The organism is Methanohalophilus profundi (genome assembly GCF_004137855.1).
GTDB lineage: Archaea > Halobacteriota > Methanosarcinia > Methanosarcinales > Methanosarcinaceae > Methanohalophilus > Methanohalophilus profundi.
Genome location: NZ_QBKB01000002.1, coordinates 781584 through 805701 on the forward strand (window position 1 = coordinate 781584; position 24118 = coordinate 805701).

The following is a 24118-nucleotide window of genomic DNA, read 5'->3' on the forward strand; positions in this document are numbered from 1 at the left end:
CTTTATATATTTGCTCACCTATGGGTGATTGGTTAACTTATGAAATGCAGGAGAGGAAGACCAAAATGCCCCCGCAGGATAAGGGCAGAGCCCAATATTATGTGCTTTAAACCCTGCGGCATACCAAGGTCTGAAGTTGAGGTAGTAGAACTCGCATTTGAGGAACTGGAGGCCATCCGGCTTGTGGATGTGGATGAGCTGACACAGGAAGAAGCAGCCCTTGAGATGGGAATTTCCAGAAGGGCTTTCTGGGAAGAACTGAAAAATGCGAGGAAAAAAGTCGCCAGAGCTCTTGTTGAAGGGCAGGCCATAGATATCAAAGGTGGAAATTACATTACTGAATAAATGGAGTCATTAAAATGAGTCAGAACATACAGTCAGCTGAAAGTCTGGTAAATTCCAAAGTTGAAGAGCCAAAACTCGTATCGAATCTGCGCGGAATAAAAAACAAGCTAATGGTAATGAGTGGCAAAGGCGGGGTAGGAAAGAGTACCGTTTCCGCAAATCTCGCTGCAGTCCTTGCCAGACGCGGGAAAAGGGTCGGGCTGCTTGACAGTGATATTCATGGACCAAGTATTCCCACAATGTTTGGAATTGCTGACAAGAGACCTGAAGTAGGAGATAAGGGGATCCTGCCTGTACAGGTTGCCGATAACCTCAAGGTTATGTCCATAGGTTTATTACTGGACGATCAGGATTCCCCTGTGGTCTGGAGAGGGCCTGCCAAGATGGCAGCCATAAAACAGTTCCTTGAAGAAGTTGACTGGGGAGTGCTGGACTACCTGATCATAGACCTGCCTCCGGGCACAGGAGATGAACCATTGAGTATAGTACAGTTGCTGGGCAAGGTCGACGGTGCCATCGTTGTCACAACTCCCCAGGATGTAGCACTTACAAGTGTAAGGAAATCCCTGAAATTTACAGAAATGCTGGAAGTACCCGTTATCGGAATGGTCGAAAACATGAGCGGTGTAATCTGCCCCCACTGCAATGAAGAAATACAGATCTTTGGCGGTGAATCTGTAGAAAAGGCTGCAAAAGATTTTAACACGCCCATACTTGCCACATTGCCTATCGAACCCGATGTTTCATCATCAGGGGACAAAGGAGATGTATATGTTAATGATGATAAATCCATCTGGAAAGAAAAGTTCGATTTAATCGTTAATTCAGTGGAAGAAAAGTTCAACTAATCTTCCATTCTATTTTTAAAGGCCAGGGGATTTTTATGGAAAATAAAGAGATAAGTGACAAACTCAAGGAAATACTGCAACTAAGATACGAACCAGTAGCCGTGAAGTTGGTTAAAAAGAGCGAAGATATTCCTGCAGACTTTAACCAACCCGAGAAGAAAACCCGCCATTGCCAGTCTATCATGAAAGCAAGGGCAAGCGAATGTCTTGTGATCCCGGCAGATAAACATGCATGCGTGGTGGGCGGTTCCAGTCTGGGACTTTTAGAAACACCTGACAATGTAAGAAGCGGGGAATTCCACTCCAAAATCGGCATGTTCGATACACCTGAAGCAGCTGCTAAGATGATAGAGGAACGGGCAGAATTCGAAGAATGTTCCATGCAGGCAACAGTAGTTTGCCCTCTTGAAAAGGCTGACTTTAAGCCCGATGTAGTAGTCCTGATCGACCTTCCGGAAACCCTTTACTGGATTGTACCAGCGTTTACTTTTGAAAAGGGAGGAAGGGTAACCCTGAGCACAGCACCGTTCCAGGCCACCTGTGTGGATTCAACTATAATTCCCATCCAGACCGGAGATGTAAATTTTTCCATGGGATGTTTCGGATGTCGCAGGACAACCGATATAGGCAGGAATGAAATGCTTGTGGGAATTCCGGGCCCAATTCTTGAAAATATAGTAGAGCATCTTGAAAAACTCTATGAAAAGCCTATCAAGAAAGCCAGGGGATTGTAAGATTCAGGCAAAGGATACTAAATATAACGATGCAACAAGAAGAGGGCTTGATTGGCTGGATGAAAATCAGCCTGTGACCCTCAAGGAATATGCCAGAAGCACAACAGCCAGATACCTCTGGGGCAGGGGATACACCCTTACAGCCACCCTCATAAAAGAGATTCACAGGCCACAATCTTTCAGGGAAATTTGCAGAGGTGTATCAGCCCTTGCCACAATGGGGATTTATTATCCTGCAGTTACCCATTATATCAAAACCAAACAAAAAGATAGCAAATTAGAAGATATATATGATAGAACTTATGCCCTGATTGCTCTTGCAGATCTCGAAGTGTCCTGCCCCGGCGAATGCCAGAGAATCATAAAGGATTTTGATAGTACATGGGAACATCCCGGCACAACTGCATTGATAATAATTAGCCTCATGAAACAATCAGAACTGACAGGAACAGACCACACTGATTTTATCCGGAAAAAATCCGACTGGTTATTGTCCCGGATGCAGGAAAATGGTGGCTGGAAGTTCATAGCAACCAGCAATCTTGTTATGCAGGCACTTATAATGGCCGGTCGCTCAGGTGAGATAGGCCAATCTATAAAGTGGTTACTAAAAGAACAAAATGATAACGGTAGCTGGGGCAAAAATAACGGAGATATTACGGCTACTGCACAGTCATTGATTACTCTTGCTCTGTATATCGATGCTTAAAACAGAAGGGCTAAAATACAAGCCATCTATAATATTGAAAACATGAATGAAGACAATGAGAACAACATGAAATTCCATCCACAGAGCAATACCTACATTCTACGGAAAAAATCCTATTTTGAGCAAAATGTAAGCCTGGATGGAAATCTCATTACAGGACCAGATACTAATTTCTGGAAAAACCTGAAAGTGCCGGCAACGTAGAACTGGGCAAGGGTACAGTTATCAGGGGAAGCCTCCATGCACAAGAAGTGATACTGGGGCCTGATTGCAGGGTTGACGGAGACATTCATGCCAGCAGGAATGCGACCGTGCTTGATCGTTGTACAATCAGTGGCCACGCCACTACAGATGGCTGGATGAAGGTTAGGCCTGGTTGCAGTATAAAGTTTGTAAGGGCAAAAAAAGAACTGGAACTTGTTGGTAAAGTCAATGTTGAAAGTATAGAATCAGGTACGAAAGTAATCGTACATCCAGAATGAGTTATTTATTTTCTTCAGCGAGCATTTTCAGCAGACTGTTACGCAGTTTATTTGCGGAGGTACTTGTCCTGTCCCTGGGCCGGGGCAGATCAACATCAACCATTTCCTTTATTCGCCCGGGGCGGGAAGTCATAACAGCAATCCTGTCGGAGAGATAAACTGCTTCATCCACACTGTGTGTTACAAAAAGAATTGTTATCTTTTTAGATTCCCATATCTGTAACAGTTCCTGCTGGAGTTTATTGCGTGTCTGGGCATCAAGGGATCCAAAAGGCTCATCCATAAGTAAAACCGCCGGATCATTTGCAAGGGCTCTGACAATAGCGATCCTTTGGCGCATTCCCCCTGAAAGTTCGTAAGGATAACTGTCCCTGAACTGTTCAAGGCCTACAAGCCTCAGATATTCTTCAGCAATCTTCCTGGATTCTTTCCTATCCATACCACTCATATCCAGGCCGAAGGTCACATTATCCATGACTGTACGCCAGGGGAACAGGGAGTATTCCTGAAAGACCATACCCCTGCGTGGATCGGGAGAGGTTATTGTTTCGCCATCCAGCAGGATCCTGCCTGAATCAGCCCTGTCAAGGCCGGCAACAATTCGCAATAAAGTGGTTTTTCCGCAACCTGATGGGCCAATGATACAGACAAATTCACCATCCTTTTCCTCAAAGTTCACATCCTTGAGGGCATCGGTAGCCTCCCCTTTATCCTTCTCAAAACTCTGTCCCACATTCTCAATCACAAGTCGGCCCATTTAAACAACGACTCCTTTTCTCCATTTGAGCAATTTTCCGTCAACATACCAGCGGAAAACACGATCTATCAACAATCCCAAAAAGCCCAGAATGAGCATGTAGACCAGCACAAAATCCATCTGATGCAAATAATAGTGCCACCATATCTTGTATCCCAGACCGTTTTTACTGACACCAAACATCTCAGCTGCTACCAGACACATCCAGCCAACACCCATGGCAATTCTTATGCCTGCAGCTATAGAGGGCAGTGAATAGGGTAGTGCAATATAACGAATAAGAGAGGTGCTTTTCATGCAACCCAGTACCTTGCCGGCTTCTACATAAACTTTTGAAACGCTCTTGAAACCGGTCAATGTATTGATAATAATCGGGAAAACAGCCCCTACAAAAACTACAAATCCGGCAGATATGTGAGTCAGGCCAAACCACACGATTGCAAAGGGAATCCATGCAAGAGGAGGAATCGGACGCACAATCTCAATCAGGGGATCTGCTACCCTGTCTGCATTATGGAACCACCCCATTGCAATCCCGATTGGAATTCCTATTACCAGAGCCGAAAGGATGCCTATTCCAAAATGCAGCAGGCTTATCGCAAGATCGGTTAACAGAACTCCCTTTTCGATTATTTTGATGAAAGCATAAACTACATCTGTAAAACTTGGAAGAATGAAGGTATTCCCGATAACAAAATCAGCTATAAGTTGCCATATTATAATGGCTGTTACCAGAGAAATGATTTCTATGCCTTTTTTTTGAAACCGGTTTGGTTTTCATGATTCCTCCGGAAATGTGTGGAGGAATTGCCTCCACTTCCGGCGACCTATTATCAACAGGTCTTTAAAAAGGTTGCTGTTTATTTTACTCAGTTATGGCCATTTCATAGAAACTCATGTCGAATATATCTTCCTGAGTGAATTCTTCATTGACATAACCAAGTTCATACTGGACCTGTGCATAATCCACAGTGGAATCTGCTATTATGGCAGGATCAGCAATCCACTGGCCATCCCATTCATCTATAGAAGTACGGACCACATTAACATCCCATCCCTGTTTATCTGCAAATATCTGTGCAGCTTCATCCTGATTGTCAAGATTATAATCTGTGGCTTTTATGTGGGTTTCTACAATCTCGGTTACCATGTCAGGATGATTGCGTATCAGGTTTCCACTTACAACAAGTACACAGCATGAGTGGTTGGGCAGCATTTCCCCTGAGGGTACAACTGACCTGCCGTTGTCTTCCTGCTCAATCAGAGTTGGAGCAGGATGGGGAAGGAATGCAGCATCAATCTGGCCTGCGGAAATTGCAGAGATAGCATCACCGGGACCCATCGGTTTTATATCAACATCTTTGTCCGGATCAATACCGTTATCTTTCAACCAGTTACGCAGAATGGTATCCTGAATTGTACCCGGTGGGAACGTTGCAATGTCTAATCCTTTGAGATCTTCGGGACTTTCATAGGAAAATTCAGGACGCAATACAAGATCAGAACCCTGGGAATTTACGCCTGCAACTACTTTGGCATCAAGACCATTGCTCAAGGCTAATACGAATGGTGCAGCGCCGACATAGGCCACATCCAGGTCGCCTGCAAGCATTGCCTGCATTTCAGGAGCACCGGTCGGGAATTCATATTCATTCACTTCTTCCACACCATAGGAAGCAAGATCCTCTTCCCACCATCCTTTTTCCCTTGCTGTCATATAGGAAAGCTGATGGGTACTGGGTTGGTAACCTATGTTAAGAGTGCTCACGTCTGCCGCCTCTTCTGTACCATCTCCATCCTGAGAAGCACAGCCTGCAAGGAAGACAGCACCTGCCACTACAAGCATGAGGATTAGTATTTTACTGATTTTTTTCATCATGATCCACCTGTTTATATTTATCACTATAGTCTACTATATAGTCAATTTTGTAAATGTCACCGAGACATTATTTAAAACTTGCCTTTTACCGTCATATTATGTCCTAAAAGTATTAATACACCATCCATCATTCCCTTTAAATGCTATAAATAAATGGAGATAGGAAAATGAGTATTGCAGACAAAGTTATCGAATCAGCATTTGAATCCGATGAAGCGTTCCAGCATACTTTACTGAAGGTCATCAAGGAGGACCTGGGCCTTACAGCGATAGAATTTTCCGAGCATTCCTCCATTCCACCAAGTACCCTTTACAAACTTATGTCCGGCAACCGGGAACCCAATTTACGCACGATGCGCCAGATCGTGAAAACCATAAAGAAACTCGAAGGCCATGAGGGCGGAGAATTCATAGCTGTTATAGCATCCGGCCGGTACTGGATAATATTAAAGAGACAAAAAGGAAAATTCACGGAAACCTGTGCACCATACGAGAATATGCGGCTACCTCCATGGAAGAAGCGATCATTGCGGCTGTGCGGGCAGAAAGGGAAGGGGCAAGGGCACTTGTATGCGCACCTATTGTAAGTCCTACGGTGGAAAAAATCATCAAAATACCTGTATCTACCATTATGCCAAAGGACAGCCTTCTCGAAGCAATCGAGAATGTGGCACTAAAAATGGAAATGGAATGAAAAAAAAGATAAGAGCGCTTTTCTAAGCGCTCCTATTCTGGCTTTACCTGCCCAGCATGGAACGCAGGGATTCTGCGATCTCAGCGAATTTGGCAGTTCCACCTGTGGCAAATACGTAGGCTGCACCTCCACCAACTACAAGGAGAAGGCCACCAAGGACATACAATACAATACTGGTTCCCTCTTCCACATCCATGGTTGTTGACAGGCCGCCTGCTTCCACAAGATAGGTCCCCGGCTCACCTGCAGTAGAGGTGAATTCAACGGTTGTGGAATTGTTCTGTCCGAGGGTTATTTCCTGACTATCTGTCACATTGTCATTAATCGATAACTCGACCGTGTAACTGCCCTCTGCATTACCCGTGTTGATCGAGTCAAGCATTACCGTGAATTCCTCTCCGGCAGTGGCAGGCAATGGCTCGATTCTCAGATTACTGAATTCGAAATTTGCTGCCAGTTCATTGACCTTGATGTTCAATTCTGCATCAAGGTATCCATCCACCCTGGCTTCCAGCTTGTGGGTACCGGGCTCTTTTGGATTGTAAGATATAATGCCGTCCTCATCAGTCTCACCCAGGGATTGACCATCAAAGAATACCTCGGCATCCTCCAGTGGTTCTGAACCTATTGCCTTGACCACAGAGATGGTTATCGGCGTACCCTCAAAGACTTCCTCCGGGGAAACTTCGATACTGATCTTCTTACTTTCATCCTCAGGAGATATTACTTCAAAGTTACCTTTTGATGAAACATAACCTTCCTTTTCAGCAGTTGCAGTAAATTTACCGGCATCATCAGCATCATACTCGAAAACACCTTCATCTGAGGTAGTTCCGACCTTTTCATCATCAATGAGTATCGATGCATCCCTGATAGAAGCCCCACGGGAGGTTACTGTGAAAGTGATTTCCTCACCTTCGACAACGGTAGTTGGCTCGATATCAATGTCCAGAGATTCATCGGGTTCGGTTTCCACTTCAACGAATGGGTAGTAACGAATATTGTCATTGTCATCGGCAACCTTGAACTTGATTTCACCCATGATGTCAATGGTGTCTCCTTCATCAAGATCGATGTCATCTTCATTTTCAAGGACAATGCTTCCAGTTGTACTTTCAACTGTCATTACACCAAAGTCGTCTCCGTCTTCGACTTCCAGGTAATCCTCGGATATCTGGAATATACCTTCAACAAACACAGCACTGGTTTCAGTACCACTGAATACCTCATTGAAATGGACAACGATTATCGGTACATCATCCTCATCACCGACATCTTTCTCATAGACATAATCTTCATTGGAGGATACTATAGCCGACTCAACGTCATCTCCGTCCTTGGTCAATTCAAGCATTACACTTTCACCATTAACATCTATCTGCTGAATGTTGAGGGCATAACCTTCTTCCAGTATCAGGGAAGAGCCGGTATAGACCGATTTTTCATCGTCATCGTCTATAAGGACCTTTGAAAGCTGGCCGTTGGACATGAGACTTATATCGTCATCTGTTATGTCATCACTTGTATCATCAGAGTAGCCGGCGAAGTATTTCTCAGCCATGAAACCTATAACATTGTATTTACCCCAAGGACCATATTCAAACTCGACATCTATAGGAGTGGATTTATAAACCAGATTACCTGCGTCTATATTCCGGTCATCATAATTAGTCACATTGAAAGACTCACTTCTTAATCCTTCATCGATATCATAATAGAACCCTTCAAAATTAAGAGGCGTCCAGCTGAATCCTTCATCTTCAGCAATAGTACCCCTGAGTTCATAGGTGCCGGGTTCTGACATATCAACAAAGGGTGCAAATCTCAATACATCATTATCGTCTGCTACTATGAATTTGAGTTTACCCATGATGTCAATAATATCACCTTCTTCAAGATCAATGTCATCTTCATTTAACATCTTGATTTCATTAGCGCCAACGTTGTCAATTTCCATCTCACCAAAATCATCCCCTTCATCGATTTCCACATAATCATCGGAAATCTGGAAAATACCGTCAATAAAGACAGCATTTGTCTCAGTGCCGCTGAATATGTCATCAATGTGTACGGCAATTACAGGGACATCATCCACGCCTCCAAGATCCTTTTCATAAACATAGGTTTCATCGGAGGAAAGGATTGCATCATCCACCTCATCTCCATCTTGAGTGAGGCTTATCCATACACTGTCCCCGTTTACGTCCACCTGCTGGATATTGAGGTTGTAACCTTCCTCAAGAGCCAGAGATGATCCGGAGTAGACAGATTCATCGTCATCCGTATCCATCAGAACCTTTGATAGGATGCCATCTGACATCAGACTGAGAGTATACGGATCATCAGCATCAAACTCAGTAGAATTATAGCCGGCAAAATATCTCTCTGCCATGAAGCCTATGATCTGGTAATTGTCCCAGTCATTGTACTCAAATTCCTTGGATACAGGCTCGGTACTATACACAAGGTCATTTTCTTCGATCTCCCGACCATCAACATCAATCGTAATTGTCATAGACTCGGAAGTGTCGCCTGTGTCAAGGTCATAGTAGAAGCCGGAGAAACTGCGGCCATCCCATATGTAAGTATTGGCTTGCCCTTCGCCTTCAACCCATATGCGGTCTCCCCAGTTAGAAATTGTTGTGAAACTGTCTATAGATGAATTATCGTAGACACTTGTATTACTGGCATTGTAGGCATACACACTGTAATAATATTTCGTAGATCCATTCAGATCTGAAATGGTCTCATTGTGAATTGTGGAATCATTAAACCAACCTGACCTTTCAGAAAGATCTGAAGAAGTTCCGTAAGCAATTCTGGTCGGTGCATCACTCTGATTAACTACATAATTTATCGTAGCGCTGTCGCCACCAATATTGGATGCCGATCTATCGGAAATTGAAGGTGCGGTTGGGGAAACAGTCTCAAAACTGTCAATTGTTGTATTAAAGACAAGACTATCGTTTGTGCCATTGTGAGCATAGACACTATAGTAATATGTTGTACCTTCAAGTAAACCTGATAACGAAATACTGCGACTGCTGGAAGTACTGTTGTCCCAAACAGACCAATCGAAAGGGGAAAGGTCAGGGGAAGTACTGTAAGCGATGCGCGTAGAAGCATTACTCTGATTTACATTGAAATTTACTGTAGCGTTATTAGTATCAATGTCTGAAACTGAAAACGATGAGACATTCGGTGCCGACTCTGCAGCCGCCACTCCGCAACCCATTCCAATAATCATCAATCCTATCAATAAAATCTTAAATCCGGTTTTCATACCATAATCTCCTTTGTATAATCATATCTGTTCAGATGTCCCTATATGTAAATAACCTTTTCGATTAATAGCAAAGTTTGCCCTATCTTTGCCAATTAAATTAATACCTTCATCAATGCCAACAGTTTCTCCTACAACAGTTAAATAAGATTCGGCCTGTAACGCCTTGAAATTATTCCTTGGAATAGTCACCAATAACTCGAAATCCCCGCCTGAATACAGCGCCAGTTCCAGGGCTTCCTGCTTGCTTGAAGCAATCTCATAAACACGCCTGTCTATTGGCAGGGAATCTTCCCTCAGGACAAAACCCACCTCATTGACCGATGCAAGATCATACAGCGACAGTGCCAGCCCGTCACTGGTATCCATGGCAGAGGTCACAGCACCGCTTTTTGCAAGCATCCTGCCCTCGCCAATCCGGGGTACGGGTTCCAGCAGGGGTTTCATGAATTCACCATCAACATCAATATTTTTCAGATAGGCTTCCAGGGCTGCCCCGGCTGCCCCAAGCGTGCCGGTAACACATACAACATCGCCTGGTTTTGCCCCTTTGCGGGTGAGAAGTTCTTCTTTGGAAACCCTGCCCAGGGCAGTTCCTGTGATAGTAAGTTCCTCATGGGAATCCACATCCCCTCCGATTACAGAAGTTTCGCAGAATTCTGCACAATCCCGCATTCCCCGGGCAATTTCCCCGGCGTCCTCCAGAGACATGTTTTGGGGATAGCCCACCGCCGCAAGCAAACCCAGAGGCTGGCCACCCATTGCAGCAATATCACTGAAATTCACCGCAGCAGCCATCCAGCCGATCTGCCAGGGGGTCATCGTATCGGGAAAATCAGTCTTCTGGTGCAACATGTCCGTAGTAACTACAAGGTACTCCCCGCCAAATTCAAGGACCGCACAATCATCATCTCCGGCAGGCACCTTTAATTCATCTTTTCCCCTGCCAAAAACTGAAGCCAGCTGTGCGATAAATGCGCGTTCATCAATATCCTTTATCGTTGATACCATGGAAACCTCCGGAAATATCCAATGCCTGCCTTCGCATTATATCAGCAATACGAATGTTAAGGTTCACGAAATCAGAAGGCATCGGAAAAAGCCAGAAAGCACACCTGCAGATCAAGTACCTGCAGGACAGGCAATGATTCAGCGGGTATGCTTCTCATAAACATACCTTATAAAAGGTACTGCCGGCACATATAAAGAACTTACTTAAGCTACAGACTGGTTTGAAGTTATTTTTTCAGTACCATTTTTGCCTGTACGTATACAGACATTATTCAGGAAAGAAGTTGCAGCATAACCCAGGGATAAAAGTTCATCCCGGCTCAAGGGAGACAAATCCCTCAGGTTCCTGTCCATTGAATGTTCCGTTTCGCCCTGCTGGATAAAATAGGGAATATCCCTGCCAGCACATTTTACAATAGAAGAAGCAAGCGATTCAATATCCTCGGGACTATCCATAAAACCCGGCAGCACAGTTGTCCTTAATTCCTGCAGGAGTTTGTTCTCTGCAGCCAGTTTTATGGAACGTTGCACATTATTCACAGCATCTGCCGGTGAAATTGTCACAGCAGGATAGGAACCATAACCAATCATCCTGCCATAATCCTCGGCATTTTCAAGAGAGGCTTTAACATCGATGAAAACCCCATCAACCAATTCATTTTCAATAAGGCCTTCCAGAACATCAGCGTGTACACCATTGGTATGTATCCCGACCAGAAGTCCCATATCCCGGGCAATCTGAGCGATTCCGGAAACTGCCTGCTCCTGTTGCAGAGGTTCACCACCGGAGATTACCACAGAACTCACAAAGGGACGGGAAGTTTCCATTAACTGTTTTATCTGGGAACTTTCAACCAGCTCTGAACCATTCAAAATAGAATAGTTCTGGCAGTAGGGACACCTGAAAGGACAGCCCCTTAAAAAGAAAACTACGGAGGCCCTGCCCGGCCAATCGAGGGTAGAAAGGGGGACATAGTCCCCGAAATTTACCTCGAAATCTTTAACGCATGTCCGGGGAGCCATATCTCATCCTGTCCGCAAGTTCTTGTTTCTTGGCAGCATTCCATCCACCTACAGACTGGATATAACCGGTAACCCTGGAAAGTTGTTCCACATTATCTGAATCACAATTCTCACAACGGTCCTGCAATCCGGACATCATATGGAAATCATTCATACAGACAGTCATATCCTTTGTAAAAGCAAAGTAGCCAGTCTGGGTGTTGCGTGCAAGATGCATGGTAAAGTCTTTCAGTCCCTTTGCATCGGGAGAACCTTCACCAAGCCAGATGTGCATGATATTACCCCCATCAACAATAGGGAAGAACACATGCTCCACATTGATCCGCTCCATCAGGGACAGGTCTGCGCCCGGTGGTGCATGTGTACCATTGGTGTAATACACAGGCAGGTCATGTGTCTCCCTGAGACTGGAAAGTGAGGATTCCACATCTCCCTTGAGAACCGAAGCAGCCTTTTCCCTGTACTCATCATGAAGCAGGTCTGAAACACCAAATCTCTGACAGGTAGTTTCAGCAGGCGTCCGTGCAAGAGCTATCTCTATCCCGTGTTCCTCTGAAATCTTGCGGGCATGCATTTCCATTTCTGTCATTGCCCTGACTGCAACCTTGAAAGCCTCTTTTGACTCATGCATCTGGGAACCTGTATGGTACTGGACCATCTCATTGATACCCACCACACCGATGGTAAACACAAGACCATCCATATCAACAGCAACAGTACCTTTCTTGCCGGTAACCGGGTCCTTGGGCTGCTGGGTGGCAAAAGGCATCCTGCCGGATTCAATGATAGGAGTCATCCATTTGAGTTTGGTCTGGAACACCTCAATTGCCCTGTCCATCAAACCTTTAAGCTTCGCGAATAGTTCCTCATCATCACCCTTTGCCTCGTAGGCAGCCCTTGGGCAGTTCAGGGAAACAACCTGCCAGGAACCCATGGAAAAGTGTTTTCCATCCGTGAAGTTGAGCTTTTCATCAAATTCATCATCATCTTCTGCATTTGCAGAAAACTGATAGGCACAGCACTGGTAACAGGAGATTCCTTCCCCTGCTCCCCTGTAAGGAGGAAGCTGGTTATCAAAGTAAGGAGTGCCAAATTTGGCAGTAAGTTCGAATGTCAGGTTATAAAGATCATCATAGGTCGGAAGTTCTGGATGGGCACGATTGAACATCTCGTCCTCTTCCATGAAATCAGGCTCAATGGAGATCTCCGGTTTGGGGAAATTAAAGGGTTTACCCCAGTAATCACCTTCAAGCATGACATTCATAAGCGCCTGGAAACCAAGACGGACCTCTCTTTCATAATCACCATAAACCCTTACGTCACTACCATCAGAACCATCCCAGACACGTCCGCGGTAGACTACAGGTTTATCTCTCCAGAGTTTTGGAACCCCGGGAGAAAGCTGTACGGAGGAAAAGACAAGCTGTCCTCCCCGGGCCACCATCATCTGAGTCATCTCATAAACGAACATCTGCATCAGCTGGTCGATCTCCTTGTAGGACTTACCCTCTAAAAAGGGGGCAAGGAACGTAAGGAAGTTATAAAATCCCTGACCACCGGCAAAATTAGTCTGGGCACTACCCAGAGCTTTTACTGCATGAAGAACTGCAACTTCAGCTTTCATTGCAGGACCGGCAACACTGGCCTTGACACCGGAACCATCCGGCATGAGACCATAATAGAAGAAATATCTCAAATCCCAATCCTGACAGAAAGCCCGGGTTCCCATGTATTCCAGGTCATGGATATGCAGATCACCATTCAGGTGAAGATCGGAAAGTTTGGGTGGTAGAAGTAAAAGATATTGTTCCTTGGAAATTTTGTCGGCTTTTTTCTTGTGGGAGGTTTCCGCATTCTCCTGGAGATTGGCATTTTCATTGGCTTCAAACCCGGTACCCATATCGATCTCGCAGGCATCATAAACAGGAGTACCTACCCTGGTGGAAATATTACGCCATTCCACCTCATTGCGCTCAATCAGGACCATATTAACAACTTCCCTGATGAGTGGGCCGGATAGGAACTTGAGATTCATACTACGAATCCTTTTTTCCGTTTCCTTTGCTATATCAATAGCCTCATCCCGGGTGATAGCCGGCGTACCATGGAAACGTTCACTGAGAGAGGTTTCTTTTAGCAGCTGGTTTACAACGATATTGCGGTCCCATTCAACCATATGTCCGTCAGTGTTCCTGACTTTAGGCATTATTGAAACAAAACTCCCGTCAAGAGTCTGCTGTCGTGGAGATGATTCGAACGTTGAGTCAACAATATTGGACGAAGGGATGGTGTCCTCAGAGGCACCGCTTATATCCGTATTTTTCCCTTTCCTTTCAATTTCTTCTGCCATAGTATCCATATTAAGCCCCCATTTAATTTAGCAAATCCTGAAGGACATCCATATCCACATCACTACCTTTGAATAGATTGTCAGATGTAAGGAATTCATCCTTTATCTGCAATACAGGTGCTTCACTTGTAAAGACACCATTTATGCGCAGTTCTGTAAGTGCTTCCGCAGAGTTCATATCTGCTTCTTCAAACTGTATATTATTCTCTTTTAGCGTCGCTTTCAGACGGGCACATTTCGGGCAGACATCGGTGGTATAGATAATAATTTCAGACATAATACTCCATCCTCATAACAATAAACACCATCAGGAGAGCCAGAGAAGATAGAAAGGAATCAACAAGCATGAATCCGGTTTTGATTTCCCCTAAACGACTGACTTCCCACAGTGAGTAGATACGAAATAGGATTCATTCATTTATAATGCTTTTTCAGCCTATATCTGAATACACTGAAATGTGCCTGGTAACAAATATGATATACAATAAAATAATCTAAATGTTTTGAATTTATTGTATTATCCGATCTGGTAACAAACAAATAAGAACGTTTCCAAAAGATGTATAACCTAAACACCAATAATAGCAGTAACTTGAACCAATTGAGGTGTACAATATAACCGACTTACTTACATCAGGGTGCAAACCCATTGATGAACTGCTTGGAGGCGGGTTCGAAGCAGGAATTGTGACCCAGATATATGGAGAATCCGGAAGCGGAAAGACAAACCTCTGTCTCCAGCTTGCGGTCCATTGTGTAAAGAATGAGAAAAAAGCAATTCTTGTTGATACTGAAGCAATCTCCCCGGAACGGTTCAGGCAGATAGCAGGTGAAAATGCCAGGGAAATTGCCCAGAATATAATCATCTACGAGCCCCACAGTTTCGAGGAACAGTATTCTGCAATCCACGAGATAGAAAAAATAAGTGCCCAGAACATCGGACTTATAATTGTGGACTCAGCAACTGCGTATTACCGATTTGGCCTTGAAGATGAAGAGAAAAGTATCCGTACTCGCAGAGAACTTGCCAATCAGATAGGCTATCTCCACGGCCTGGCCCGCAAGAGAGGAATTGTAGTTGTTATTACAAATCAGGTCTATTCAGACATAGGCACGGGCAAACTGAAACCTGTGGGTGGCAGTACGGTCGAACACATGTCAAAAACCATAATTCAGCTTGAGCGTACAGGCGAGAACAAAAGAAAAGCCAACCTGCTCAAACATCGCTCCCGTCCGGAAGGATTGAGCAGGGAATTCATAATAACCCAGGAAGGGCTGGAGTAAAATAAGAATATTTACTCCAGATACGGAGACTGGGCAAGCACCGACATCCCATTATCCGAAATATTAAGCACACGCACCTCATTGATTGTGTTTGAGCCCCTCAGTTTCATAACAAAGATGGTACGCTGGAGATTATTACCCACCCTGACACGTTCCAGTTTGATAACTGAATCGGCACCATATTCCACCATCTCATCAAGGTCAAACATCTTGCCTACTGAAATGACAGAAGTTACATCACGGCTGCGCAGGACACCAAACACATCATCTATGAGGGTCCTAAGTTTGTAATTTGACTCAATGGCAAGGAAAAGGGCCTCAATTGAATCAATGAATACCCTCTGAGGCTGCACATCATCTATTTTGCTTTCAATTAGCTTTTTGAAACTCTTGATAAGCTCTGAGGGTGCGATTTCCACACTTTTCTGGAGACGAAGCCCCGGATCGGTTATATCGACAAAAGAAAGCAGGCCGTCATCCTCAAGTTTCTTGAAATCCCAGTCAAAGGATGCTTTCATTTCCCGAACAATGGATTTGGATTCTTCCGATGTGATTATACACATCACCTTCTCCCCGTTCTTTGCCCCCTCATAAATGAACTGAGATCCAAAAATTGTTTTACCGGTACCTGATTTCCCGGAAACAACGTTTGCAGTACCTTTAAAGTACCCGCCTTTGAGCATCTCATCCAGTCCCTTAACACCAGTACTAACCCTTTCAGGAATTGTCGTCTCTTCCATTTGAAACACCTTGTGAACCACACCACACTTATGCATGATGCTTCCTGCTTCATACCTTTTCCTAACGAAAAACAAGTCCACAGGCTCTACCCGTAGTCCCTACGGTGTTTTAAATATATTAAGTTTACTTGGTTATCGTAAACTTATGCATTACATTATGTAATTAATATTTTTATATTTTTTGTACGCATTCATCCCCCTAGCTTACGCAAGGGGGGGGGGGTATTCTGCTTTTTTGATAAATATCTCACAATGTAATCAGAACATAATATCAAAAATATCCATCTGTGATTTATCACAATGGGATTTATTTACGTATAAAATAAGGGATTCCTGATATAAAAATTCATGTATCTTCCCAGGAAGTGAACAAAAAACCACTTTCATCAGAAGCATCCGGTTCTGCGACAACTTCAAGCAACACCTCACTGAAAAGTAATTTTTCCAGTGTTCGTGTAACATAACTGCGTTGCTGATGTTTACTTATATCCTCTCCAATACGCAGGTCTGAATCAACCTGTACCCTCCACAGTGCCAATCGGAAATTTTCAGGATCCTGTAGATCCATAGTATAGAATTTTTCAAGGAAAAAAGGAAGAATTAAAGGATTATCCAGAACTTCACACAACAAGAGATATTCTTCAGCAAAAGAATTTGTGATCTCCGGGTTCTGTGTACCCACAATCAGCCCTAATGTATCCAGAGAATAATCCTTGCCCTTAATATTGACACAATTTGTCATAGAGAACCCCGAATTATTTACTCTGTCTTTTTTCCAGAATGCCAGTGCAGCGCTGCAGGTCCTCTGCAGTATTAACATTCAGGGCTACTTCAGGATCTTCAAGAAGATAATTATAATATTCCTGCTCCTCCCGTATTTTGCTTCCGTCAAGGATATTTATCCCGGTGGGGACTATGAGGTTTCCACTCCAGTTGAAAACGGTATCCGGACGCAAACCTACCTTTTTACACAGGGAAAGGGGTATAAATACCGACATTGAAGGTTTTCCACACCTGTAATATTCCTCCACAATGGAATCGATAAGACTGGCTGTTATAAGGGGCAGGTCGGACATGATTACCATCAGGGGTTCTGCAACTTTTGCCTGTTCCACAGCATAAACCATATCGCCAACATAATTATCGCCTGCAGTATCAATGGTTTCGACATCACCCCCATAACAATTTAGTACAACTTCTTCGGTGTGAGGTGTAAAAGGAGACACTGTCACATAAACATCACCAATGCTCTCTGACTCCTCCAGGGCATCCACAACATAACATATCATGGGCTTACCCAGAATATCGACACAGGGTTTCTCGCCCATACCCAGACGCAAACCCTGCCCACCGGCCATTATAAAAGCATCCATGAAAGACCTCCGTAACCTGTATTGATAGCCATTATTGCAAGAGTGATGGCAATCAGGGAAGTAAGCCTGGCAATTTCATTGGCGGTACCGATACAATCCCCGTTGACTCCACCAAAATGCCTGTTGGAAACATTGAGAACTCCAAAAGCCCCCAATATGGCTGCCACAAAACCTATCAAACCAATTAAACCCAGCCCGAGAACAGATACAATACCACCCATTATCAGGCCAGCCAGATATTTACCGCCGTGTGTTTTGTCGATCACCATGGAACCCAGGCCTTCATGGATCGATTTGCCAAAAGCTGCTATTGTGAGCATACCCTGTTTGGCACCGATTTCCGCCACAAGCAGGGACAGGGGCAAAAGTGCCCACTGTGGCAGCGATGATAGGGACCCTGTCATGTATATCTGCTGCTGAAGAGAGGAAATACTGGCATATAGCAAAACCAGGCCTATGACACAATATGCCACCCCGCCTATACCCAGCGACATATCCTTAAGGGCACTGATCTTCTTTTCAAGAGAGCCGTGAGCCGTACACCCGTCACCAAAATCAGACAGTCCGTCCAGGTGATTGAGACCTGTTAGATAGTAAATAAAAACAATAACCAGGGCTGCGGAAATATTGGCGGGAAATACATACTCCACAATTCCTGTAAACATGCCAATCAAAAGACCCAGTATGATACCCGTAAAAACAAACAGATAACTTCGTTTAACCAGTTCATCAAGGCCTTCCATGGTAATTCCCACGGGAATTGTCGATAAGAAACCAAAACCCGTCCTGACTGCGAGTAGAAATCCGCTCATCCGGCTATCACACCACCGCCGAGTTTTCCATCATCTTCTTTTTTAGAGTTGTCAATCTCTGCCATTCCCCTGGTATACATATTGGCAGAAACGCCTCCGATAAGTCCGCCGATGACATCATCCATGAAAGGACCGAGTTCTGCAAGTATACCCGGTTTTTGTTTGTCGAACCTGACAAACTCAAACATTCCCTTGTCCCCACTGATATATTTGGAAATGCTCATCCCCAGTACCTCATCGGCTATCAGGAAGGTCAGGTCCCTTTCATAGGAATCGCGACTTATGTTAGGCAGTGTACCATTGCGACCCTCTCTTTCAAGCAGGATACCGGAATAGATCAGCATGCAAAGGTTGGGATCGGAAATCGCAAGACGAAGTTCCCTTATAAAAAGGGCTTCTGCCTTTTCACGTGTCTCTATTCCGGGGTGAGGTGTGTAAAGTCCCATTGAAGCTTCCACAAGTGCCTCTTCAGTAATACCCTCTTCCTTCAGGATATCCATAATATCATAAGTATAACCGGTATCAGCTTCTTCGGGCTGTTCTCCTTTTGTATTCCTGGATTCTACATCAGACATTTTCATAGTATCACTTTGAGCATATTATATAAATTTCCATATAAAGATTGTAAATACATAAATTACAAGTGAAAAGCACGCTATAGATATAAGAGCGGCTCCTTCTACAAGCCGGTTTGCCCTTTTAATAGATTCCGCACCCGGGGATGCAAGTCCCTCTCCCAGTACATAAACTCCCGGTTTTTCCAGTTTGACACCTACAGCCCCTGCCACTGCTGCCATTGGATATCCTGAATTTGGAGAATCCGGAACCTTGCAATCATCATTTGAGCAGGAGCATGCGCCAGAAAGGTCAAAAGACATAGTTTTTGGCAGGATGTTCAGGAAAAATGCAGATACCCAGATGAAAAACAGGGAGATCCGGGCAGGAATCCAGTTAAGTACATCATCCAGCTTTGCCGAGAAGAACCCAACTTCCCTGTGTGCCTCATCCCGGTAGCCAACCATGGAATCAAGGGTACTTACAGCTTTAAAGGCATAAGCTGCTATCAGACCGAAGGGACCTGCTACAGAATAATAGAGCAGGGGAGAGAGAATAGAATCTACATAATTCTCGGACACGGTTTCTATGGCAGCAGAAGATACATGAGAGCCACCAAGTTTTGATGTGTCCCTGCTTACATACATGGAAAGTTGCCTCCTGGCCTCTTCCAGGGCCCCCACTTCCAGAGATGATGCAACTTCCTCTCCGGCAAATAACAATCTGCGGATAGCAAAAGTGCTTTTGAGGAAATAGGCTTCAATAACTATACCCACAAGTTCAGGAACCACGGATTGACTCGACACTAAAAGTACAATATAGGCAATAAGGGATGCAAAAAGAATGCATGAAAGACCCATGAAAACACCATAGGCTTTTCTTCCCGATGAAGGAATGTGCTTTTTGAAAATGCCAATCAGTGTCCCGATCCAGACCACCGGGTGCAGGCGAGCCGGAGGTTCCCCAACTGCAAGATCAATTAACACAGCAAATAAAAGCACATAAATCATATGCATATAACCGGCAAAAATAAAATCCATCATAATAAGGGCTCCATTACCTCATCCCAGGCCTTTTTGAGTTTGTCCTCCATCTCTCCCTCGCCTTTGAGGACATCAAGGAGTTCCTGGACAGTTGGTTTTTGGTGAACCAGGCCACATTTTTCACAACTCCACACCTTTCCTCCGCTTGAGCGACAGACCCACCTGCCTCCTGTGCGCTCATCCCCACAGGGATAAAAGGGACAGAAGCAGAAAGTGCAATCCTGCCCTTTGAAATGGCAGGGATAATAGGGACATACCCTGTTCGCACCAAGAGGCCTGACAGGTTCTTCGTCCAGTATCTGGTTAAGATTCTCCATGGCACTATCCCGGGCACTGTCAACTACAACTGTCCCTATAGCTTCCACAAGCCTATCAGTATCCTCTTTAGGCCTCACCGAGACCCTGATAAAATTACGGTCCATGGAATAAAAGTCGGAACAATCCCTTACAAGAAGACCCTTTTCAGCTAGCCTGTGAGTCAATTCAACCGAATCTAGGCTTGCAGCGCTTACATCCACAAGGACAAAGGATGTATTACTTTCATGCGTTTTGAATTTCCGCACCTTACTTAAACGCTCCACAAGGTAGCCGCGGTTTTCCCGGACGAATTGTCTGGAAGCAGTTAGATAACCATTCGCAATATCGGAAGGCATATCCAACAGAGACAGAGCAACTACTTCATCCATTGCACCTATATTGCAGCAGTTGCAGACCCTGTTCAGAATCGTTGCAAAATCCACATCAGTAATACCAAAAGCAATCCCTGCTCCGGGAAGCGAAAAGGTGTATTTCAGGGAACGGATCACTAAAAGATTGGTATCATGAGATACTTCATCCGCCAAAGTGGCAGATGTATCCGTTAGGTCTAACAGACTTTCATCAACCACCAGCAGGGTAGAATGATCATTACAGCGTTGCAGAAGAGAAATTAAATCCGTTTTTGAGTAAAGCTGGCCGGAAAGATTATCCGGATTGGTAAGGAGAATAATCTTTGCCTTTTTAAGCAAACCTGAAGATATGTTTCTTAAATTTTCCTCACAAACATAGTTCACTTCCCCACCACTGATTATACAATGTTTTTCATCGGCCGGATTCTGAGACCTGTTCAGAAGAACGGTATCCCCTGTTTCAATTACCGAGGAAAATACCATGCGTATTACATCTTCAACTCCCAGAGCAGGAACAATATTATCAGCAGCAATATTATTTCCAAAATATTTGGCAGCAATGGACCTTAATTCTGAATATTCATTATCAGGGAATTGGGAATACATGGATTCCACACGGGAAAAAATATCCTTCAGGCAGAATTTGCAATCCGGATAATCAAAGGGACTGCCCAGAGGATTGGATGTTGAACTGAAATCAATTATAGCTGTTTCACTAATACCTTTTTCCAGAGCAATTCTGTGCCCATCTTCTAAAGGTTTCCTGATTGATTCAATATCTTTTTTCCATAATCCCTTACCAGACACGTTAATCGAAATGAACTAATGAATAGAACCTATATTAAATTAATCAAATTGAGTTTCCTATGCTCCAAAATAATTAGTCCTGAAACATTATGTAAAGATAAAAAAGATAAATCTAGCCTTGATCATTTTCTGGCAAAGGTCAGATAACCGGTGTGGCCCACCCTTGACGGTGCGGGTCTTGTGCCTCTTTCGGATACAGACAACTCCCTTTCCAGGCATTCAAGGGTATGTACACTGTAAAATCCTGCCTTCACTGCTTCCAGATATACGGCTTTTGCCTGTTCAATAAAAGGCGAATAAACAACAAGGAAACCTCCGGCAATCAGGCTAGAACAGGCATACCTGACAGATTCTGCCGAATCTTTAATATCAAGTACTATAACATCGAAAAAATCACTGCCCTGCTTCATCACATCCACAATATCCCCGCAGCGAACTTCCACATTTGATAGGCCGGCCATGGACAAATTGGCCCGGCCATTCTCCACAAAATCCTCACGTATCTCATAGCTGATCACTTCCTTTGCTACAGAACCCAGATAAATGGCAAGAACACCGCTGCCTGTGCCGGCTTCGAGGACCCTGTCAGAAGAATTTATACCTGCATGGGAAATAATCTGGCCCACATCCTTGGGCATGATCGGTGCACCCGTGCGTTTTGCAAGCCTGAACATATCCGGGGCCCGGGGCCTGATCACAGAGAATTGCTGACCCATATGGGAGACAATGGTGCCACCGGGTTTTATATCCAGCAAATCAGCCGTCTCAACGATACCAAATTCACAGTGGAACTGTTTACCCGAAACTGTGGTCAGGTATTCCCGGAATTTGTCTTTATGACGGGTGCGCAAAAGCACCGTTTCATTTTCTTTCACATATACACCTCAGGGTTGTTGATAACGGCGTGCAGGAATAGTTACAATATCCCGGGGGATAGAGTGTTTATCCTGCCGGAGTATCTTTGTAAGCTCCCTGAATTCACGGCCGTAGGCTTCTGAAAGTTGTTTTCCATATTTAACTCCGTGCATCGTCAGGACATACTCATAGCGCTGGTGGAACCTGTTGTCCTTTTCATAATAACGCAGGTCTTCGTCCACAATGCCCATTGCCACGAGAAGCTGGATGTCCTCAAAAACCCTGTTGCTGTAAGGAAAACCATAGTCACGATGGAATCTATAGTCAAAGAGGTTGCGAAGTCTTGCATCTTCACTGAACCGCTGGACCATGCGATATATCCAGGTTATATTACGCAAACGGGGAATTGAGACAAAACCATCTTCCTCTTTCCAGAAAATGGAATTAACGGTATAGAACAACAAAATCAGCCCCTCTATGGGCAGGTAATTTTCCTGACGTATAAATCTCAGCAACTGAGGAGACAGGGTGTCAACAGTATAGCCTACAACATCCTTGAGCTGTGCAGCTTCTGGGCATCCGATACCATCAACAGGAGAAAAAACAACCAGTGACAGTTGCCTGGAAATTGCCCTGACCAGACCGTTTGCAAGGGCAGATTCATCGTAAAAGAAACTATCCTCACCGTTCACAACAACCCTTGTACTGCGAGGCACCCCACTGGCAACACTCAAATCTACAAAAACGTCCCCTATTCTCTTTTCAAGCTGCTCCTCGAACATCTTCTTGGCCACACCATGCCGGGTGATTGTAGACAGGGCCATTCGGGTTGCCGGGTTGAGAGTTTTCTGATTAAATCGCACAATAGGGTCACAGATATTTCCCGCAAGGACTGAACTGATAAGCCGTTGTGCTTGATCGCTGCCATATGTTTTTATGAAATAGATCAAGTCCGCATCATTATACTGTGTGAAAAACAAACCCGCCTCATTATTCACAGATTCTGCATCCTTCTTTTCCCCGAACACAGCCAGAGCATTTTCAAGAGCCCTCAATAACATAATTCTTGCAGACTGGGTATGAGGATGATGCACTATAGCATTATAGTGATGTGCACGGGCTATGAGCATTGATTCAGCAACCGTCAATGTCATATCTTCATCATAACTGCAGCCATCCTTTTTACCCAGTACGATATTGCCATTGCGGATGCTCAGGTTCTGTATAATCTGATCCACGTCTATCAATCCCAGGGATATGCCGGTGTGATAGGAATCACGAAGCAAAAAATCTATTCGATCCGCATCTATATCACCGGATATTAACTGTCCCAGATAGGGCTTTTCCAGAAAAGAAGTTTTACCTGTTGCCATGAGGGCGATTTGATCGAAAAAATCAACAGGATCCTGACCCAGCTCATCCTCAACTATTCTTGCAATATTACCGTTGTTTGCAAAACAATTCCTTATGACATATTCACTGAAAGCTTCGTGATTTTCCCTAATTATACCACCGTATTGTGGCTTAATGTCGGGATTGCGTTTTAGGACATCTTCCACGGCATGGGAATATGCAGAGTGACCTACATCGTGCAAAAGACCTGCAACCTCTACTTTCACTTTATCCTCTTGCGGCAGAGACAGGGCATCGGCCATCAGGGATGCCATATGCATGGTACCTAGGCTATGTTCAAACCTGCTGTGCTTTGCACCCGGATAAACGATATCAACAAGACCGAGCTGCTGGATGGAACGTAACCTCTGCACCTGAGGAGTTTCCACCAGTTCCTTTTGGAGAGGAGTCAACAGGATAGTTTTATGCACAGGATCATGAATAGCCCTTGAACTGACCATGGATGTGTATTTA

Annotated in this window: 24 protein-coding genes and 1 pseudogene; 8 read left to right on the forward strand and 17 right to left on the reverse strand. The window is 44.4% G+C overall.

Annotated features, from left to right (window positions below; all coding sequences use genetic code 11):
- Nucleotides 1–39: 39 nt before the first annotated feature.
- The 6 genes from C9889_RS04100 to C9889_RS10360 are packed head-to-tail and all read left to right on the forward strand — an operon-like array spanning nucleotide 40 to nucleotide 3118.
- Nucleotides 40–345 (forward strand): DUF134 domain-containing protein, encoded by a 306-nt coding sequence (locus tag C9889_RS04100; protein ID WP_129597377.1) that lies wholly within the window; start codon nucleotides 40–42, stop codon nucleotides 343–345.
- 14 nt (nucleotides 346–359) lie between these two features.
- The gene (locus C9889_RS04105; RefSeq protein ID WP_191985818.1) at nucleotides 360–1193 is read left to right on the forward strand and encodes an Mrp/NBP35 family ATP-binding protein; all 834 of its coding nucleotides are present in this window, start codon (nucleotides 360–362) and stop codon (nucleotides 1191–1193) included.
- Between the two features lie 35 nt (nucleotides 1194–1228).
- On the forward strand, nucleotides 1229–1927 hold the full coding sequence (locus tag C9889_RS04110) for a DUF169 domain-containing protein (protein WP_129597379.1): 699 nt from the start codon (nucleotides 1229–1231) through the stop codon (nucleotides 1925–1927).
- Nucleotides 1893–2636, forward strand: a complete 744-nt coding sequence (locus C9889_RS04115; protein ID WP_129597380.1) for a prenyltransferase/squalene oxidase repeat-containing protein — start codon at nucleotides 1893–1895, stop codon at nucleotides 2634–2636. The genes C9889_RS04110 and C9889_RS04115 overlap by 35 nt, the downstream gene beginning before the upstream one ends.
- A gap of 42 nt (nucleotides 2637–2678) precedes the next feature.
- A complete protein-coding gene (locus C9889_RS10355) occupies nucleotides 2679–2840 on the forward strand; it encodes a hypothetical protein (protein WP_225419980.1) in 162 nt (53 codons plus the stop codon).
- A gap of 47 nt (nucleotides 2841–2887) precedes the next feature.
- Nucleotides 2888–3118, forward strand: coding sequence for a hypothetical protein (locus C9889_RS10360; protein ID WP_225419981.1), 231 nt, complete (start codon nucleotides 2888–2890; stop codon nucleotides 3116–3118).
- A gap of 1 nt (nucleotide 3119) precedes the next feature.
- Here the strand turns inward: C9889_RS10360 and C9889_RS04125 are convergent, their stop codons facing one another.
- From C9889_RS04125 to C9889_RS04135, 3 genes are all read right to left on the reverse strand, one after another.
- On the reverse strand, nucleotides 3120–3875 hold the full coding sequence (locus tag C9889_RS04125; RefSeq protein WP_129597382.1) for an ABC transporter ATP-binding protein: 756 nt from the start codon (nucleotides 3873–3875) through the stop codon (nucleotides 3120–3122).
- Nucleotides 3876–4625, reverse strand: a complete 750-nt coding sequence (locus tag C9889_RS04130; RefSeq protein WP_129597384.1) for an ABC transporter permease — start codon at nucleotides 4623–4625, stop codon at nucleotides 3876–3878. It abuts the gene before it with no gap.
- Nucleotides 4626–4740: 115 nt separating this feature from the next.
- On the reverse strand, nucleotides 4741–5751 hold the full coding sequence (locus C9889_RS04135) for an ABC transporter substrate-binding protein (RefSeq protein WP_129599405.1): 1011 nt from the start codon (nucleotides 5749–5751) through the stop codon (nucleotides 4741–4743).
- 170 nt (nucleotides 5752–5921) lie between these two features.
- On the opposite strand from C9889_RS04135, the pseudogene C9889_RS04140 reads away from it, so the two are divergent.
- Nucleotides 5922–6448: pseudogene (locus C9889_RS04140) on the forward strand (helix-turn-helix domain-containing protein).
- A 43-nt stretch (nucleotides 6449–6491) separates the two neighbouring features.
- On the opposite strand, the gene C9889_RS04145 reads toward C9889_RS04140, so the two are convergent.
- From C9889_RS04145 to C9889_RS04165, 5 genes are all read right to left on the reverse strand, one after another.
- Nucleotides 6492–9731 carry an S-layer protein domain-containing protein gene (locus C9889_RS04145; protein WP_225419982.1) on the reverse strand — a complete coding sequence of 1080 codons (3240 nt, stop codon included), beginning with the start codon at nucleotides 9729–9731 and terminating at the stop codon, nucleotides 6492–6494.
- Nucleotides 9732–9752: 21 nt separating this feature from the next.
- Nucleotides 9753–10742: a thiamine-phosphate kinase gene (gene thiL / locus C9889_RS04150; protein ID WP_129597386.1), complete on the reverse strand. Its 990-nt coding sequence runs from the start codon at nucleotides 10740–10742 to the stop codon at nucleotides 9753–9755.
- Nucleotides 10743–10946: 204 nt separating this feature from the next.
- Nucleotides 10947–11765: an anaerobic ribonucleoside-triphosphate reductase activating protein gene (locus C9889_RS04155; RefSeq protein WP_129597388.1), complete on the reverse strand. Its 819-nt coding sequence runs from the start codon at nucleotides 11763–11765 to the stop codon at nucleotides 10947–10949.
- Nucleotides 11743–13971, reverse strand: a complete 2229-nt coding sequence (gene nrdD / locus C9889_RS04160) for an anaerobic ribonucleoside-triphosphate reductase (RefSeq protein ID WP_225420096.1) — start codon at nucleotides 13969–13971, stop codon at nucleotides 11743–11745. The genes C9889_RS04155 and nrdD overlap by 23 nt, the downstream gene beginning before the upstream one ends.
- 166 nt (nucleotides 13972–14137) lie before the next feature.
- Nucleotides 14138–14392: a glutaredoxin family protein gene (locus C9889_RS04165; RefSeq protein WP_129597392.1), complete on the reverse strand. Its 255-nt coding sequence runs from the start codon at nucleotides 14390–14392 to the stop codon at nucleotides 14138–14140.
- A 329-nt stretch (nucleotides 14393–14721) separates the two neighbouring features.
- Between C9889_RS04165 and radB the strand changes: the two genes are divergently transcribed.
- A complete protein-coding gene (gene radB / locus C9889_RS04170) occupies nucleotides 14722–15399 on the forward strand; it encodes a DNA repair and recombination protein RadB (RefSeq protein WP_129597394.1) in 678 nt (225 codons plus the stop codon).
- A gap of 11 nt (nucleotides 15400–15410) precedes the next feature.
- Here the strand turns inward: radB and C9889_RS04175 are convergent, their stop codons facing one another.
- The 9 genes from C9889_RS04175 to C9889_RS04215 form a co-directional block, all read right to left on the reverse strand.
- Nucleotides 15411–16139: an RAD55 family ATPase gene (locus tag C9889_RS04175; RefSeq protein WP_129597396.1), complete on the reverse strand. Its 729-nt coding sequence runs from the start codon at nucleotides 16137–16139 to the stop codon at nucleotides 15411–15413.
- 346 nt (nucleotides 16140–16485) lie between these two features.
- Entirely contained in the window at nucleotides 16486–16881 is a 396-nt protein-coding gene (locus C9889_RS04180; RefSeq protein ID WP_129597398.1) for a hypothetical protein, read from the reverse strand.
- A 13-nt stretch (nucleotides 16882–16894) separates the two neighbouring features.
- A complete protein-coding gene (locus C9889_RS04185; RefSeq protein WP_129597400.1) occupies nucleotides 16895–17512 on the reverse strand; it encodes an NTP transferase domain-containing protein in 618 nt (205 codons plus the stop codon).
- Entirely contained in the window at nucleotides 17497–18324 is an 828-nt protein-coding gene (gene cobS / locus C9889_RS04190; RefSeq protein ID WP_129597402.1) for an adenosylcobinamide-GDP ribazoletransferase, read from the reverse strand. The genes C9889_RS04185 and cobS overlap by 16 nt, the downstream gene beginning before the upstream one ends.
- Entirely contained in the window at nucleotides 18321–18905 is a 585-nt protein-coding gene (gene cobZ, locus C9889_RS04195; RefSeq protein WP_129597404.1) for an alpha-ribazole phosphatase CobZ, read from the reverse strand. The genes cobS and cobZ overlap by 4 nt, the downstream gene beginning before the upstream one ends.
- Nucleotides 18906–18923: 18 nt before the next feature.
- On the reverse strand, nucleotides 18924–19922 hold the full coding sequence (locus C9889_RS04200) for a cobalamin biosynthesis protein (RefSeq protein WP_129597406.1): 999 nt from the start codon (nucleotides 19920–19922) through the stop codon (nucleotides 18924–18926).
- Nucleotides 19919–21397, reverse strand: coding sequence for an aminotransferase class I/II-fold pyridoxal phosphate-dependent enzyme (locus C9889_RS04205; RefSeq protein ID WP_129597407.1), 1479 nt, complete (start codon nucleotides 21395–21397; stop codon nucleotides 19919–19921). Before C9889_RS04205 ends, C9889_RS04200 begins: the two co-directional genes overlap by 4 nt.
- A 122-nt stretch (nucleotides 21398–21519) precedes the next feature.
- Entirely contained in the window at nucleotides 21520–22272 is a 753-nt protein-coding gene (locus C9889_RS04210) for a tRNA (adenine-N1)-methyltransferase (RefSeq protein WP_129597409.1), read from the reverse strand.
- A 9-nt stretch (nucleotides 22273–22281) separates the two neighbouring features.
- The gene (locus tag C9889_RS04215) at nucleotides 22282–24105 is read right to left on the reverse strand and encodes an HD domain-containing protein (RefSeq protein ID WP_129597410.1); all 1824 of its coding nucleotides are present in this window, start codon (nucleotides 24103–24105) and stop codon (nucleotides 22282–22284) included.
- Nucleotides 24106–24118 lie beyond the last annotated feature (13 nt).